This is a genomic window from Sulfuricaulis sp. (assembly GCF_041499725.1).
Taxonomy (GTDB): Bacteria; Pseudomonadota; Gammaproteobacteria; order Acidiferrobacterales; family Sulfurifustaceae; genus Sulfuricaulis.
The window spans coordinates 1-13,896 of sequence record NZ_JBGQKW010000073.1; the positions used below are offsets into that span (position 1 = coordinate 1).

18 protein-coding genes are annotated in these 13,896 nt (G+C 61.4%); 12 read left to right on the forward strand and 6 right to left on the reverse strand.

Annotation, left to right across the window (positions count from 1 at the left end):
* Positions 1-567: 567 nt before the first annotated feature.
* Genes ACC569_RS11340 through ACC569_RS11355 form a run of 4 tightly spaced genes read right to left on the reverse strand, consistent with a single transcriptional unit; the run spans position 568 to position 2,191 of the window.
* The gene (locus tag ACC569_RS11340) at positions 568-1,107 is read right to left on the reverse strand and encodes a DUF3106 domain-containing protein (protein ID WP_372523642.1); all 540 of its coding nucleotides are present in this window, start codon (positions 1,105-1,107) and stop codon (positions 568-570) included.
* Positions 1,100-1,309, reverse strand: a complete 210-nt coding sequence (locus ACC569_RS11345) for a hypothetical protein (protein ID WP_372523643.1) — start codon at positions 1,307-1,309, stop codon at positions 1,100-1,102. Before ACC569_RS11345 ends, ACC569_RS11340 begins: the two co-directional genes overlap by 8 nt.
* Entirely contained in the window at positions 1,299-1,655 is a 357-nt protein-coding gene (locus ACC569_RS11350; protein ID WP_372523644.1) for a hypothetical protein, read from the reverse strand. The genes ACC569_RS11345 and ACC569_RS11350 overlap by 11 nt, the downstream gene beginning before the upstream one ends.
* The gene (locus tag ACC569_RS11355) at positions 1,655-2,191 is read right to left on the reverse strand and encodes an RNA polymerase sigma factor (protein WP_372523658.1); all 537 of its coding nucleotides are present in this window, start codon (positions 2,189-2,191) and stop codon (positions 1,655-1,657) included. Before ACC569_RS11355 ends, ACC569_RS11350 begins: the two co-directional genes overlap by 1 nt.
* A gap of 276 nt (positions 2,192-2,467) precedes the next feature.
* Here ACC569_RS11355 and ACC569_RS11360 point away from each other — a divergent pair, with 276 nt between their 5' ends.
* Positions 2,468-2,653 carry a hypothetical protein gene (locus ACC569_RS11360; protein ID WP_372523645.1) on the forward strand — a complete coding sequence of 62 codons (186 nt, stop codon included), beginning with the start codon at positions 2,468-2,470 and terminating at the stop codon, positions 2,651-2,653.
* Positions 2,654-2,661: 8 nt separating this feature from the next.
* Here the strand turns inward: ACC569_RS11360 and ACC569_RS11365 are convergent, their stop codons facing one another.
* Positions 2,662-3,180 (reverse strand): hypothetical protein, encoded by a 519-nt coding sequence (locus tag ACC569_RS11365; protein ID WP_372523646.1) that lies wholly within the window; start codon positions 3,178-3,180, stop codon positions 2,662-2,664.
* A 194-nt stretch (positions 3,181-3,374) separates the two neighbouring features.
* Between ACC569_RS11365 and ACC569_RS11370 the strand changes: the two genes are divergently transcribed.
* From ACC569_RS11370 to ACC569_RS11385, 4 genes are all read left to right on the forward strand, one after another.
* The gene (locus ACC569_RS11370; protein WP_372523647.1) at positions 3,375-3,668 is read left to right on the forward strand and encodes a hypothetical protein; all 294 of its coding nucleotides are present in this window, start codon (positions 3,375-3,377) and stop codon (positions 3,666-3,668) included.
* A 96-nt stretch (positions 3,669-3,764) separates the two neighbouring features.
* Entirely contained in the window at positions 3,765-5,417 is a 1,653-nt protein-coding gene (locus ACC569_RS11375) for a SagB/ThcOx family dehydrogenase (RefSeq protein ID WP_372523648.1), read from the forward strand.
* Between the two features lie 58 nt (positions 5,418-5,475).
* Positions 5,476-7,872 carry an endopeptidase La gene (gene lon, locus ACC569_RS11380; RefSeq protein WP_372523649.1) on the forward strand — a complete coding sequence of 799 codons (2,397 nt, stop codon included), beginning with the start codon at positions 5,476-5,478 and terminating at the stop codon, positions 7,870-7,872.
* A gap of 17 nt (positions 7,873-7,889) precedes the next feature.
* Positions 7,890-8,168, forward strand: coding sequence for a hypothetical protein (locus ACC569_RS11385; protein WP_372523650.1), 279 nt, complete (start codon positions 7,890-7,892; stop codon positions 8,166-8,168).
* 117 nt (positions 8,169-8,285) lie between these two features.
* Here ACC569_RS11385 and cyaY read toward each other — a convergent pair whose 3' ends face one another.
* Positions 8,286-8,600 (reverse strand): iron donor protein CyaY, encoded by a 315-nt coding sequence (gene cyaY, locus ACC569_RS11390; protein ID WP_372523651.1) that lies wholly within the window; start codon positions 8,598-8,600, stop codon positions 8,286-8,288.
* Between the two features lie 85 nt (positions 8,601-8,685).
* On the opposite strand from cyaY, the gene ACC569_RS11395 reads away from it, so the two are divergent.
* The 7 genes from ACC569_RS11395 to ACC569_RS11425 form a co-directional block, all read left to right on the forward strand.
* On the forward strand, positions 8,686-9,771 hold the full coding sequence (locus ACC569_RS11395) for a saccharopine dehydrogenase family protein (protein WP_372523652.1): 1,086 nt from the start codon (positions 8,686-8,688) through the stop codon (positions 9,769-9,771).
* Between the two features lie 51 nt (positions 9,772-9,822).
* Positions 9,823-10,017 carry a lipoprotein gene (locus ACC569_RS11400; protein ID WP_372523653.1) on the forward strand — a complete coding sequence of 65 codons (195 nt, stop codon included), beginning with the start codon at positions 9,823-9,825 and terminating at the stop codon, positions 10,015-10,017.
* Between the two features lie 15 nt (positions 10,018-10,032).
* A complete protein-coding gene (gene lysA, locus ACC569_RS11405) occupies positions 10,033-11,304 on the forward strand; it encodes a diaminopimelate decarboxylase (RefSeq protein ID WP_372523654.1) in 1,272 nt (423 codons plus the stop codon).
* A 27-nt stretch (positions 11,305-11,331) separates the two neighbouring features.
* Complete coding sequence (locus tag ACC569_RS11410; protein ID WP_372523659.1) at positions 11,332-11,997, forward strand: trans-aconitate 2-methyltransferase; 666 nt, start codon at positions 11,332-11,334, stop codon at positions 11,995-11,997.
* Between the two features lie 3 nt (positions 11,998-12,000).
* Positions 12,001-12,435 (forward strand): CoA-binding protein, encoded by a 435-nt coding sequence (locus ACC569_RS11415; RefSeq protein ID WP_372523655.1) that lies wholly within the window; start codon positions 12,001-12,003, stop codon positions 12,433-12,435.
* A gap of 53 nt (positions 12,436-12,488) precedes the next feature.
* A complete protein-coding gene (gene dapF / locus ACC569_RS11420; protein WP_372523656.1) occupies positions 12,489-13,328 on the forward strand; it encodes a diaminopimelate epimerase in 840 nt (279 codons plus the stop codon).
* A partial coding sequence (locus ACC569_RS11425; RefSeq protein ID WP_372523657.1) for a DUF484 family protein occupies positions 13,325-13,896 on the forward strand: 572 nt, incomplete at its 3' end. The genes dapF and ACC569_RS11425, both read left to right, overlap by 4 nt.

A 13,896-nucleotide genomic window follows, 5' to 3' on the forward strand; every position in this document is an offset into this window, starting at 1 on the left:
CTGGGCGTGGACCTGATGGACGCCGCGCGGCGCAAGATCGAACTCAACGCCAAGAAATATCCGGCACATGAAGTGCGCGGGAAAGCAGATAAGAGATAACTTACTCTTTTATGGGGGAACAGCCTCTGCTTGACATGATCGATCTGGACGCCGCTAAGTGTCGGTTCGATGAATGCGGGCAAGTCTCAACACAGATGTCAAAAAGTGAATATGAGAAGTTGTATAACGCAGCTGGGATAAATGAAAAAAATGCTTCGCTTGGGGAAACGTCGAGATATATTCGGTCGGATCAGTTTCTATCTTAATCTAGTACCCTCGGCATCGCGGACTGCTCTGTTAAGCCTACGTAATAAGCTACTCGAAGGCGCTTACGACTTTTATATTTTAAATCGCGATGCTATCGAACGCGTACATAAGGAACCGATATTTGACAAAGTGGTACTAGTAACATTCTACAAAAAGAAACCACCGACGGAGCGAATATGGCATTAATGATCTAATGCAATCTAACACTTAATTATCTGAAGCCACTGGATTCCCGCTTTCGCGGGAATGACGTAACCACATCTAACGCTGCATCATCTGCCCCGGTCGCTCAGGGCGTTCTGGACGATCTGTATGTGACTGCGGGCCACGCTCGCCCGGACCGGCATTGTCGCGCCGCCATTTTTCCTTGAACTGCTGGCGTTGTTCCGGTGTCATGTTTTTCCACTTATCTCGCAGTTCGGCGCGCCGTTCCGGCGGCAGGTTTTTGAACCACGCGTGCCGCTGGCGCAGGCGTTCCTGCTGTTCCGGCGGTAACTGGCGGAAACGTTCGTGACGTTTACGCGCCTGTTCGCGTTGTTCCGGTGTCATCTTCTGCCAGCGCGCAAAGCGCTCCTGCGCCTTCGCACGCTGCTCCGGCGTCATGGTTTGCCAGCGTTTCGCGCCTTGCTGCAGATGTTCACGCTGTTCCGGCGGCAGGCTGTCCCAACGGTCCTGAAACGGCTTGAGGACTTGTTGTTCCTCCGGAGCGAGCTGGTTCCAGGTGACGGGAGGATTGCTGTCCGCGGCCCAGAGCGTTATCGGCCACAGCAACAGCAGGCAGAGGATCAGGCGTTTATTCATAGGGTGGCTCCTCCGGTGAATCCGGCAGTAAATCTGTATCAATGGCGGTCAGGACTTCTGTCCCTGATGCGCTCTTCGTGCCAACATCAACGCTTCCGAGAAATTCGATCAGATTCATGTCGGGTGGTGGTGGCGATTCCGCCGCGGTCGCTGCCAATGAAATCAGTAGCATGAATCCGGCCGCGCGCAGATCAGCTGGCATCGGAGTCGTTGTCCAGCCAGTCGTAAAAATCCAGATCGGCGAAAAATTCCGGGTTCTCGTGTGCCGTGAGCAGCTCGATGTCGCTTACATTCGCCTGCAAGAGATTCGGATTCGGCGCGGAGAACCACAGCAGCCCGGCGACGGCAAACACGATGGTGGCGGTGGCGAAGCCGCCAACCGGCAGCAGCCAGCCCGGACGCATGCGCGATGGTCGGCGCAGGCCTTGCTCGATGGCCTCGCGGCGCGCGGCGCGCAGGCGCGCGACGGTGCCCGCGTCGAGATTTTTCTCGGCGTCATCCAGCACGCGTTTCGCGGCGTTCAGAAATTTGTCTTCGGTTTCCATCATTACAGATGGTCCTCCAGTTGTGCGCGCAGGGCATGTACCGCGCGCGAGTAATGCGTCTTGACGCTGCCTGCCGAACACTTCATCGCGCGTGCCGTCTGTGCGATGTCCAGCCCTTCCCACACCCGCAGCATGAATGCCTGCTGCTGACGCGGCGGTAGTTTGTGTATTGCTGCCTCCAGCGCCGCCATCGCCTGTTTGTCCCGCAACTGTCCCGGTGGGTCCGGGCTGCGGCTGTCAGCGATATTTTGCAACGGATCGCTGTCGCCGTCCTCTTCCTTGCCGCCGAACCAGACACGCAGCCGGTTGCGAACTTTGGCGCGCCGGCGCCAGTCGCTGATGCGGCTTTGCAGAATGGTGTGAAACAACGGTCCCCATTCCTGCTCGCCGCGGTTGGCGTAGCTTCGGACCAACTGCAGCATCGCGTCCTGCACGACGTCGAGCGCATCGTCGGCATTGCCGAGAGCGAACCGCGCCGTCAGAAACGCGCGCCGCTCGACGCCGGCGAGAAAACGATCCAAGGCTTGCGTGGGCGCCAGCGGAGATCCCTCATTATTGGTTTTTCGCCGGCCACCCTGTCCGCGTCAGCATTCTGCCCTGACATCAGGCTCCGGCGTTGGACCGCTATCATCAGCCATCCCCAGCATCCTCGCCAGAGCCGGGGCGACGCCGCCCTGCAACTCCTTGTAACAACGCGTGATGCGCCCGGCGGTTGACGGGTGGGATGGCGGGGGTCGGTTGGGATTGGCTGGTCGGGGATGTTACATTAGCGGCTAAAGAGGCGGCTGGGACCGTCCGGTATTTCGGAGTGTGGGGTGGGCACAGTGCAGAATTACAACAACGTTCCTTATGATTTTCTCGAACACGGTGACCGCCGCAAGGCCGATCGCCGCCGCGAGCAGCTCGATCGGCGCGGTATCCTGCGCTGGGACCCGCAGACGAAAGATCGCCGCTTGATGAGAGATCGACGGGCCGCTCTGTCCGGCCCGGGTCGCCGGTAGTACCGGCGTCAAACCCGCCAAAAAGCGGTTAACACGCTGTCCGCGGAAGGCGGAAGCGGGAACTGCTCGCGGCGCATGTTATCCAGTGTGCTGGAGATGCGCCCAAAGTCCTGATGCAGATGCCAGTACACCTGCCGTTGCCGGGGATTTACTTCGTAATCGGCACAGCGCCAGTAGGCGCTGCTTCCATGCGCGAGGTAATAATCGAGCTCGCCGCGTCGGCGCAGCCGGTCACGGAACAGTCCGCTCATGAACAGCGTGTATTCCCCAAGATGCCGCAGAATGAAGCGTCCCCGGCCGGGGCTTCCCGCCCCGCCTTGCGCCATGTGCCAGGTCTCGAGCATGTCCACGATGTACTCCAGTGGCCGGTCGCTGGCGTCCCGCAGAGCGTATAACTGCCGCACCTGGGCGAACCGGGTCAGGATGTCGCTGACGTAATCCACCGTGGCCGGTTCGGTGATGCCGTGGCGGTGAAAGCCGTGGCCCACCTGATGGTGGAAGAACTGATAGAGCGAAGGCAGCCGCATCGTTAAAACCTCCTGTCACGCTTTGACCGGCGCGAGGCGCGGTAAATTCCGTTACTCGCTCTCACCGGAAAAGGGGCCGGTTTACCATGCATTGACTCACCCCCCGCGCCGCGTATCATCAGCTTCGCTGCGCCCCGGGGGTTTACGTGGCGGACAAGCCTCTATCAATAATAGTCAATCTATCAGGAGCGTGTATGAAGCGTTACGTGCTATGGGCCATCCTGGCGGCATTTCTCGTGGCCGGCCCGGTGGGATGCGGTAAGAAGGAAATCGAAGCACTCAATACCAAAGTGACCCAGCTGGAAAAAGACCTTGCCAGCGCCAAGCAACAGGCCGCCGACAAGACCAAAGAGGCGGACGATTTGCGTGCCAGGGTCAACCAGATGCAGGCCACGGCGGATGCGCACGCGGCGGAAGTCTCGAAGCTCAAGGCCGAGCGCGACAAGCTCAAGCGCGATCTCGCGGCCGCAAAAAAGAAGAGACGCTAGCAGTCCAGCCAACACCGGTGACCCGCCCGGGTTGCCGGTGTGGTCTTACAATGATGGAGCGGACCCTGACGGCAGGGGGCGTTACAATTCGCTGTCATGTCCGCCAGTCTGGAAAAAGTCTTCGCCTACCACGACGCCACCAAGCATCACTTCAATGCCTATGCGCCCGGGCCGGGTTTTCTTGACTGGGCGATGCAGCCCGATCCGTTCCGACGCTATGCCGGTTGCGAAGTAGTCCCGCTCGACAAATTTCCACGCGCCGATGGCCCGGCTTATGCGAGGGCGCTGATAGAAGGCCTCGTTGAACCGGCGGCGCTCACCCGCGAAACCGTCTCGCGACTGCTTTACGACAGCCTGGCCTTGTCCGCCTGGAAGCAGGCGGGCCAAAGCCGCTGGGCGCTGCGCGTCAATCCCTCGAGCGGCAATTTGCATCCGACCGAAGCCTGTCTGATCAGCGGCCCGGTTTCGGGGCTGCTCGATACACCCGTGGTCTGCCATTACGCGCCACGGATTCACGCGCTCGAGGTGCGCACCCATTTCGCGCGCGAGGTGTGGCGCGATCTGGTCGCCGATCTTCCGCCGCAATCATTGATCATCGGCCTGTCATCCATCTATTGGCGCGAGGCGTGGAAATACGGCAGCCGCGCCTTTCGCTACTGCCAACACGACACCGGCCATGCGATTGCCGCGCTCGGTTTTGCCGCGGCCGTGCTCGGATGGAAGGTATCGCTGCTGGATGATCCGGGCGATGAGACCATCGCCGCGCTCCTCGGCTTGCCACGCAAGCATGGGCCCGAAGCCGAACGCCCGGAGTGTTTGCTCGCCGTGTATCCGCAGCCCCATGCTTGCCCTGCGCGCGCACTCCCGCGCGCGGCGATTCAAGCTATTGCGCAAGGCGAATGGAGTGGCGCACCGAATATATTGAGCCCCGACCATCGCTGCTGGCCGATCATCGATGAAGTGGATGCGGCGACCCGCAAGGCCGATGGCGTTGCGTCTTATCTTGCCGCGACGTCAGCGGAATGGGACGAACCGGCTTCCGCCGATACCGCGGTGCTTCTGCGGCATCTGGTTCACCGTCGCCGCAGCGCCGTGGCGATGGATGGAAAGACGGGTGTTACACGCGCGGCGTTCTATTCGATGTTGCAACGATGTCTGCCCGCCACGCACCGGTTTCCCTTCAACGCGTTGCCGTGGTCACCCGTGGTGCATCTGCTGCTCTTCGTGCACCGCGTGCAGGATGTTCCGACCGGACTTTATCTTCTGATACGTGACCCCGCCAAAAAGAAAGCGATGCAGGAGGCATTCGGTCGCGAATTCGACTGGACCGGGCTGGAAGGAAGCCCCGAAACTTTACCTATATATGGGTTGGTGGCCGGCGACTGCCGTAAACTTGCCGAGCGCGTGAGCTGTCATCAGGAGATCGCCGCCGACGGCGCGTTCGCCGTGGCCATGCTGGTCGAGTTCGAACAGCCACTTAGAGCCTACGGCCCGTGGTTTTATCGCCGGCTTTACTGGGAATGTGGTGCTATCGGGCAGCTGCTTTATCTGGAGGCCGAGGCGCACGGCATACAGGCCACCGGTATCGGGTGTTTTTTCGACGACCCGGTGCATGAGGTGCTCGGCCTCCGGGACCGGCGTTACCAGAGCCTTTATCACTTCACGCTGGGAGAAGGCGTGCCGGATACGCGTCTGACAACCCTTCCACCTTATGTGGAGAAAGACCAATCACCGACCGAGCATACTTGAATCGTCGCTTTCCGGCCCCAATGATGAAACCATGTCGAGCCAAGAAGAACCACTAAAAATGGAAGCCGAAAACGTAATCGAAACCCCCGCCGCTGTGGAAACCGAGGGTGGCAAACTGGCGCGCCCCTCCGACGTGCTGCCGGGCCTGCTGCACATCCTCCCCGTCGCCAATCGCCCGTTCTTCCCCGCCCAGATGGTGCCGCTCGTGGTCGACCGCGAGCCGTGGCAGCGCACGCTGGAAGCGGCGGTTGAAGCCGGACAGCAATACGTCGGCCTGGTGCTGATCCGCGGCGACGATCCGCAAACCGCCGGACCCGATGACTTCTACACCATGGGCACCGCCAGCCGCATTCACAAGGTGGTGCAGCTGGATGACAAGCTGCAAATCTTCGTTGAAGGCATGCAGCGTTTCCGCATCGAATCGTGGGTGTCGCGCGAAAGGCCGTTCGTGGTGCGTGCGCAGTATTTCCCCGAAACCAGCTACAAGGACATGCCGGAGCTCAAGGCGTACACGGTGGCGGTCATCAACACCATCAAGGAGTTGTTGCCGCTTAATCCGCTTTACGGCGAAGAACTCAAATACTTCTTAAACCGCTTCGGGCCGGACGACCCGGCAAGGCTCGCCGATTTCGCCGCGAGCCTCACGACCTCCGACAAGCAGGAACTGCAGGAAGTGCTCGAGAAGACCCATATCCGCGAGCGCATGGAAAAGGTTTTGGTGCTGCTCAAGAAAGAAGTCGAGGTGGCCAAGGCGCAGATGCAGATCCACAAGAACGTGGAAGAAAGCATGGAGAAGCGCCAGCGCGAGTTCCTGTTGCGCGAGCAGATGAAGGCAATCCAGAAGGAACTGGGCATCGCCAAGGACGACCGCACCGCCGAGCTCGACAAGTTCCGTACGCGTCTCAAGGACCTCACGCTGCCCGAAGAAGCGCAGAAGCGCATTGACGAAGAAATAGAAAAGATGTCGGTGCTCGAGGTCGGTTCACCGGAATACGGCGTGACCCGCAATTATCTCGACTGGCTGACGCAACTGCCGTGGGGGAAGTATTCCAAGGACAAACTCGATCTCAAGCACGCGCGCAAGGTTCTCGACCGCGATCACGATGGTCTGGCGGACGTGAAGGACCGTATCATCGAGTTCCTCGCCGTGGGCGCGATGAAGGGCGAGATCGCCGGCTCGATCCTGTTGCTGGTCGGCCCGCCCGGCGTGGGCAAGACTTCCGTCGGCCGCTCCATCGCGCAGGCGCTGGGCCGCAAGTTCTATCGCTTCTCGCTCGGCGGCATGCGCGACGAGGCCGAGATCAAGGGCCACCGCCGTACCTACATCGGCGCCATGCCGGGCAAGTTCGTGCAGGCGATCAAGGACGTGGGCGTGGCCAATCCGGTGATCATGCTGGACGAGATCGACAAGATCGGCGCTTCCTACCAGGGCGACCCGGCCTCGGCGCTGCTGGAGGTGCTCGATCCGGAGCAGAACGTGGATTTTCTCGATCATTATCTCGATGTACGCTTCGATCTCTCCAAGGTGTTGTTCGTGTCCACCGCCAACCAGCTCGACACCATTCCGGCGGCGCTGTTGGACCGCATGGAGATCATCCGGCTTTCCGGTTACATCACGAGCGAGAAGATGGCGATTGCACAGCATCATTTGCTGCCACGCCAGATCGAGAAGGCGGGTCTGAAACCCAGCCAGCTCAAAATTGAAACCGACGCCGTGCGCGAAGTCATCGAGCTTTATGCGCGCGAGGCCGGCGTGCGTAATCTGGAAAAACGTCTTGGTCAGATCATGCGCAAGGCGGTGGTGAAGATTCTGAACGGCACCAAACCGCCGATCCGCGTGGGCGTGAAGAATCTCGAGGAATACCTGGGTAAGCCGGTATTCCGGCCGGAAAAGCCTCAGATCGGCGTGGGCGTGGTCACGGGACTGGCGTGGACACCGCTGGGTGGGGCGACCCTCGATGTCGAGGCCACGCGCGTGCACCAAGCCACGCGCGGCTTCAAGCTAACCGGCCAGCTGGGTGATGTCATGAAGGAATCGGCCGAGATCGCCTACAGCTACATTTCCTCGCACTGCAAGGATTACGGCGCGAAAGCGGATTATTTCGAGAAGGCCTTCGTGCATCTCCATGTACCGGCCGGGGCCACGCCGAAGGACGGCCCGAGCGCTGGCGTCACCATGGCGACAGCGTTGCTGTCGCTCGCACGCGGCCGGAAAATCGCGCGGCCGCTGGCCATGACCGGCGAGATCACGCTCACCGGCCAGGTGTTGCCGGTGGGCGGCATCCGTGAGAAGGTGATCGCCGCGCGCCGCGTGAAGATAAACGAGTTGATCCTGCCCGAGGCGAATCGCGGCGATTTCGAAGACCTGCCGGCGCACATCCGCAAAGGTATTAAGACGCACTTCGCGAGCCATTATCAGGACGTGGCGAAAATCGTTTTCCCGAGAAAGAAATAAAGGGAGTAAGGTATTCCGTGGGAAATTTTGTCGGCTTCAAGTGCAAATTCTGCCAGTACGAGGAATCAAACATCGGCATCGGCCGCGGCAAGACTGAATTTCCGTTTCTGGCGTTGTACCGCTGTCACCACTGCAATACGATCGGGAGCACCTGGATCCACGAGAACAAGATTCCGCGTTGCAGCCAGTGTTACGACGATGCGCTCACCATGCTGCCCGATGACACCCGCCGCGTGAACTGCCCCAAGTGCGGCGAGCCGGCGGTGATCGCGCCGAAGGAAGGAAGCTGGGAATAAAAATCAATGCAACCACAGATGAACACGGATGAACACAAATAAAATCGGCAACCGCCTAATTTAGGTTTTTGCTATCGGCGTTAATCTGTGTTTATCTGTGGTTTCAAGATAATAGAATTAGGATAACGCGACATCCTCACCCGACTGTTCGCGGATAAAACGCGACAGCTCGCTCATCAATTCCCCGCCACCCTGATCGTTGATCCACTGGTCGTCGACGAAGCCGTAGTGGTAGCCGCCGGATTTGGCGGCGACCCAGATCTGTCTGGCCGCGCCCTGCTTGTTGATGATGATCTTCGTGCCGTTGGCGAATTCAAGCGTCAGGATGCCGCCGGCCGCTTCGAAATCGATGTCGGCGCCGCTTTCCTCGATGCCCTGCTCGATGCGCAGCAGGGTGTCGGTGGCTTTTTTGTCAAATTCCGATTCGTTCATGAGGTCTGATAGGCGTTGATTACACCTGCATGTTAACGGAGGAGGGTACGGCTGAACAGGCCATCTGATATGATCGCCGGCAATCATGGGAAAGCGAATTCTGGTTCTGGGAGGATACGGCGCGCTCGGCCGGCGCATCAGCCGAGCGGTCACCACGATACCGTCGGCCGAGTGCATCATCGGCGGTCGCCGTCCGCAAAAAGACGCACAGTTCGCCGGCGCAAATGTCAGCTGCCTGGTGGTCAACGCCGACGAACCCGCGAGCCTGCGGCGCGCGCTCGACGGCGTGTTTGCGGTGGTCAATGCCACAGGGCCGTTTCAGGGGCACAATTACACCGTCGCTGAAACCTGCGCCGGCATGGGTGTCCACTACGTGGATATCGCCGATGCCCGCGCCTATGTCGAGGGTATCACGCGCCTGCAGCGTCGCGCGCAGCAGAAGGATTGTCTCATCGTCAGTGGCGCGAGTTCCGTGCCCGCGGTGTCGGCGGCGCTGGCCGACATGCTCGCCCCCGAATTCGACCACATCAACGAAATCCACGTCAGCTTTTCGCCCGGAAATAAAAATCCGCTCGGCGTGGCCACGCTGCGCGCGATTCTGAGCTACACCGGTGTTTCCCTGCGCGTGAAGGAACAGGGCCGCTGGCGTTATGCCTTTGGCTGGAGTGAGTCGAAGGCGGTGCGATTCCCCAGGCCGGTCGGGAAGCGGCGCGTGTACCTGTGCGACGTGCCGGACCTCGATATTTTTCCAGCGCGTTACGGCGCACAAACGGTGACTTTCCGCGCCGGGCTCGAGCTGGGCCTGTTCAATTACGGTCTCGCAATTCTTGGCCGGATGCGGCGCTGGGGTTGGATAAAGAATCTTTCGGGCTGGGCGCCCGGTTTGGCCGCGACGGGACATCTGTTCCGTGCTTTCGGTAGCGTGGCCGGCGGCCTGCAGGTGCAGGTGCGTGGCCGCAAGCATGGCCAGGATATCGAGCATACGGCGTCGCTGATGGCACGCGATGCCAACGGACCGGCTATCGAGTGCAGCCCGGCCGTGGCGCTTATCCGCCAATGGGTCGAACGCGGCGTGTCGGATACCGGCGCCATGCCCTGTGTCGGCCTGCTGACGTGGGATGAGATCAGGGCCGAGCTGGTCAACCATGACATTACCCTGGTGCGGGTGTAGCCGCCGCGCCGCCACTGGATGTGGTGCAAACAGGCAAGGTAAGCTTATGCCATGAACTTCCCCCATCTTCATTTTCCGTCAGGTCGCTACGGACGTCTGGTGTTGCTGGTGGGTGTCGCACTGGCCTTGCCGCTGTTTGCCGCCTGCGGCAAGAAGGGGCCTTTGTATCTGCCGGATGACGCCGGCGCATCCAGTAACACCGGCGGGCAGGCGACTGTGCCCGCGCCGGCCCAACCGCCGAAATAATTACAACGCTCCATCATGAATCCCTTTGCCTATCAGGACCGGCAACTGTCTGCCGAGAACGTGCGTCTCGCCGACGTCGCGGACAAGGTCGGCACGCCCTGTTATGTCTATTCACGCGCCGCCATCGAGGAGCGCTTCCGCGCCTTCGATTCCGCGCTGGCCGGGCGCGACCATCTCGTCTGCTACGCCGTCAAGGCCAACTCCAATCTGGCGGTGCTGGACCTGCTCGCGCGTTTGGGCTCGGGTTTCGACATCGTCTCGGGCGGCGAACTCGAGCGCGTGCTGGCGGCCGGCGGCGATCCGGCCAAGGTCGTGTTCTCCGGCGTCGGCAAGACGCCCGAGGAAATGCGCCGTGCGCTGGCGGCGGGGATTCACTGCTTCAACGTGGAATCCGAGGCGGAGCTGGAAATCCTGAATGCCGTGGCCGGAAAACTTGGCAGGCCGGCGCCGGTGGCGCTGCGCGTCAACCCGGACGTGGACCCGGCCACGCATCCCTATATCGCCACGGGCCTGAAGCAGAGCAAGTTCGGGATCGATATCGCGCGGGCCGAGTCGGCGTACCGGCGCGCGCAGTCGCTGCCGAACCTGCGCATCGTGGGGATCGCCTGCCACATCGGCTCGCAGCTCACGGACATGGCGCCGCTGCTCGAGGCGTTGGATCGCGTGATCGGCCTGGCCGGCGCGCTGCTCGACAGCGGCATTGCCCTGCAGCATCTCGATCTCGGCGGCGGGCTCGGTATCCGCTACAACGAGGAGCAGCCGCCGGAGCCCGCCGACTATGCGCGCGCGATTCTCGACCGCTTGCAAGCCAAGGGCGCGCGTTACCAGAAATTGCGCCTGGTCTTCGAGCCGGGACGCGCCATCGTCGGCAATGCCGGACTGCTGCTCACGCGTGTATTGTTTCTCAAGCTCGGCGAGGAGCGGAACTTCGCCGTGGTGGACGCGGCGATGAACGACCTGCTGCGCCCCGCGCTCTACGATGCCTGGCACGACATCACCCCGGTCGCCGTGGACCAGCCGCGCAGCTTGCGTACCTATGATGTCGTCGGACCGGTGTGCGAGAGCGGTGATTTCCTCGGGCGCGATCGCGCGCTCGGCATCGAGGCCGGCGATTTGCTGGCCGTGGTCTCCGCCGGCGCTTACGGTGCCGTGATGAGTTCGAATTACAACACCCGCCCGCGCATCCCCGAAGTTATGGTGGACGGCAACCGGTTCCATATCGTGCGCCGGCGCGAGACCGTCGCCGAACTCATGGCGCCTGAATCCCTGTTGCCGGGGAAGCAGTGACGGCGTCCGCGTCATCCCGTGAAATTCATCGAACGTATTCCCGAACCGGAACTGATGGACGATCCGGAGCAGGCGCGCGCCTATGCCGGCGCCGATTTTTCCGAACCGCACCAGGCGTTTGTCGAACGTTTCGCGCAATGCTTTCCGCGCCACCGTCCGCGGCGCGTGCTCGATCTCGGCTGCGGCGCGGCGGATATCACGATCCGTTTCGCCCGCGCCCATCCCGGATGCGATCTGACGGGCGTGGACGGCGCTCCGGCGATGCTGGCGCTGGCGAGGGAAGCGATCACACGCGTGGAACTGGATCATCGTGTTCATCTGCACGAGGTGCGTTTGCCCGACAAGACACTGGCACAACATGCCTTCGATACCCTGATCAGCAACAGCCTGTTGCATCATCTCGCCGATCCGCAGGTGCTGTGGCGCGTCGTGGAGGATTATGCCGAGCCGGGTGCGGCCGTGTTCATCATGGATCTGCGCCGGCCGGACACGCGCAAGCAGGCCGGCCGTCTGGTGCAGGAATATTCCGGCAGCGAGCCGGAAGTCCTGAGACGGGATTTTTTCAATTCCCTGCTCGCGGCCTATCGCCCCGAAGAAATCGCCGCGCAGTTGGCCAAGATCAATCTCTCCTGTTTACAGGTAGAGGCCGTGGACGACCGGCATGTGGCCGTGCATGGTCATCTTTCGTCATAGCCTGTGAACTCTTTTCAAAACCCTCCGGACGAGGAGATCAGGGAGCTGCTATTGCGCGTGCATACCATCGCCGTGGTCGGCCTGTCGCCAAGGCCCAACCGGCCGAGCCATCGGGTCGCATTGCAGATGCAGCGTTTCGGTTACCGGATCATCCCGGTGCGCCCGGCGGTGGACTCGGTATTGGGCGAAAAGGCTTACGCCACGCTTGACGAGGTGCCGGAGCCGATCGATCTCGTGGATGTTTTTCGTGCCCCGGAATATGTGGACAAGATCGTCGAGGAATGCCTGACGCTCAAGCTTCCGGCGATCTGGCTGCAACTGGACGTGGTGAATATCCCGGCGGCAATGCGTGCCCGCGCCGGCGGGATGCAAGTTGTCATGAACCGTTGTGTCTATCAGGACTACCTGCGTTTCTTCGGGCCGGTGCCGCACCCGTGAGCGGCCTGTTGCCCGCAGTTTATTTGACGCACGGCAACCGGTAAGCTTGCGCCATGCCAGTCCCCTTCACCAAGATGCACGGCGCCGGAAACGATTTCGTGGTGTTCGACGGCGTCACACGCCCGGTTCCGTTGACCCCGGAAAAGATCCGTCGCCTCGCGGACCGCCATTTTGGCATCGGCTGCGACCAGGTGCTGCTGGTGGAACGGCCCACGGTCAGCGGCGCGGATTTCCGCTATCGGATTTTTAACGCCGACGGGGGCGAGGTCGAGCAGTGCGGTAATGGCGCGCGTTGCTTCGTCCGTTTCGTCCGCGACCGGCGGCTCACGGCCAAGGACGAGATCGCGGTGGAAACGCTTTCCGGCATGATTTACCCACGACTGGAGCCGGATGGGAATGTCACCGTGAACATGGGCGTGCCGCGGCTCGATCCCGCCGAAGTGCCGTTTGAGGCAAGCACGCGCGAAAACGTCTATGATTTGGAGGTGAACGGCCGGAAGATAAGCATGAGCGTTCTGTCCATGGGCAACCCACACGCGGTGCAGGTGGTGCCGGAGGTGGATAGCGCGCCGGTGAACACGCAGGGCCCGCTGATCGAGCGGCATCCGCGTTTTCCGCAACGCGTGAACGCCGGCTATATGCAGATCGTGGATCGGGGACACATCCGCCTGCGGGTGTACGAGCGCGGTGCCGGCGAGACGCTGGCTTGCGGGAGCGGGGCTTGTGCCGCGGTGGTTGCCGGTCGCCAACGGGGCCTGCTCGATGATAAGGTTGACGTGAAACTGCTCGGCGGCACGCTGCGCGTGTCCTGGGCCGGCGAAGGGCAGCCGGTGTGGATGACCGGCCCGGCGGTGACGGTTTTCGAAGGCACTATCGACCTGGATCGGCTATGACACAAAAATTACCCAGCGGTGAATTTCAGACGGAGCTTTCCTGGGAGGAGGCGGTTTCCCGTTACCTCGAGGATCATCCCGACTATTTTCAGCACCACCCCGATGCCGTCTCGCGGCTACTGCTCTCGCACGATACCGGCGGCAAGGCGGTTTCGCTCATCGAGCGCCAAGTCCAAGTGTTGCGCGAACAGAACCAGGCGCTGCAGCGCCAGTTGCGCGAGCTCGTCAACAATGCGCGTGAGAACGACGTGCTGAGCAGCCGTGTGCATCGCTATGCCACCGCCATGATCGGCTGCACCTCGCTCGATGACGTGTTCGATACCACTTACGATCTGCTTCGCCAGGAATTCAAGCTCGATGCCGTGGTGATCCTGGTGCAGGGCCGGCCCGCCGCTGGCGGTCACCCGGAGCTGGTGCCCGAAGACGACAAGCGCCTGGGCGCGCTGTTGCAGCAGTTCGGTTCCGGCAAGCCGATTTGCGGCGGCAAGTTCGAGGAAAGCCTGATGAGCTACCTCTTCAGCGGACGCGCCTCCGAGATCAAGTCCAGCGCGCTGATCCCGCTCGGAGA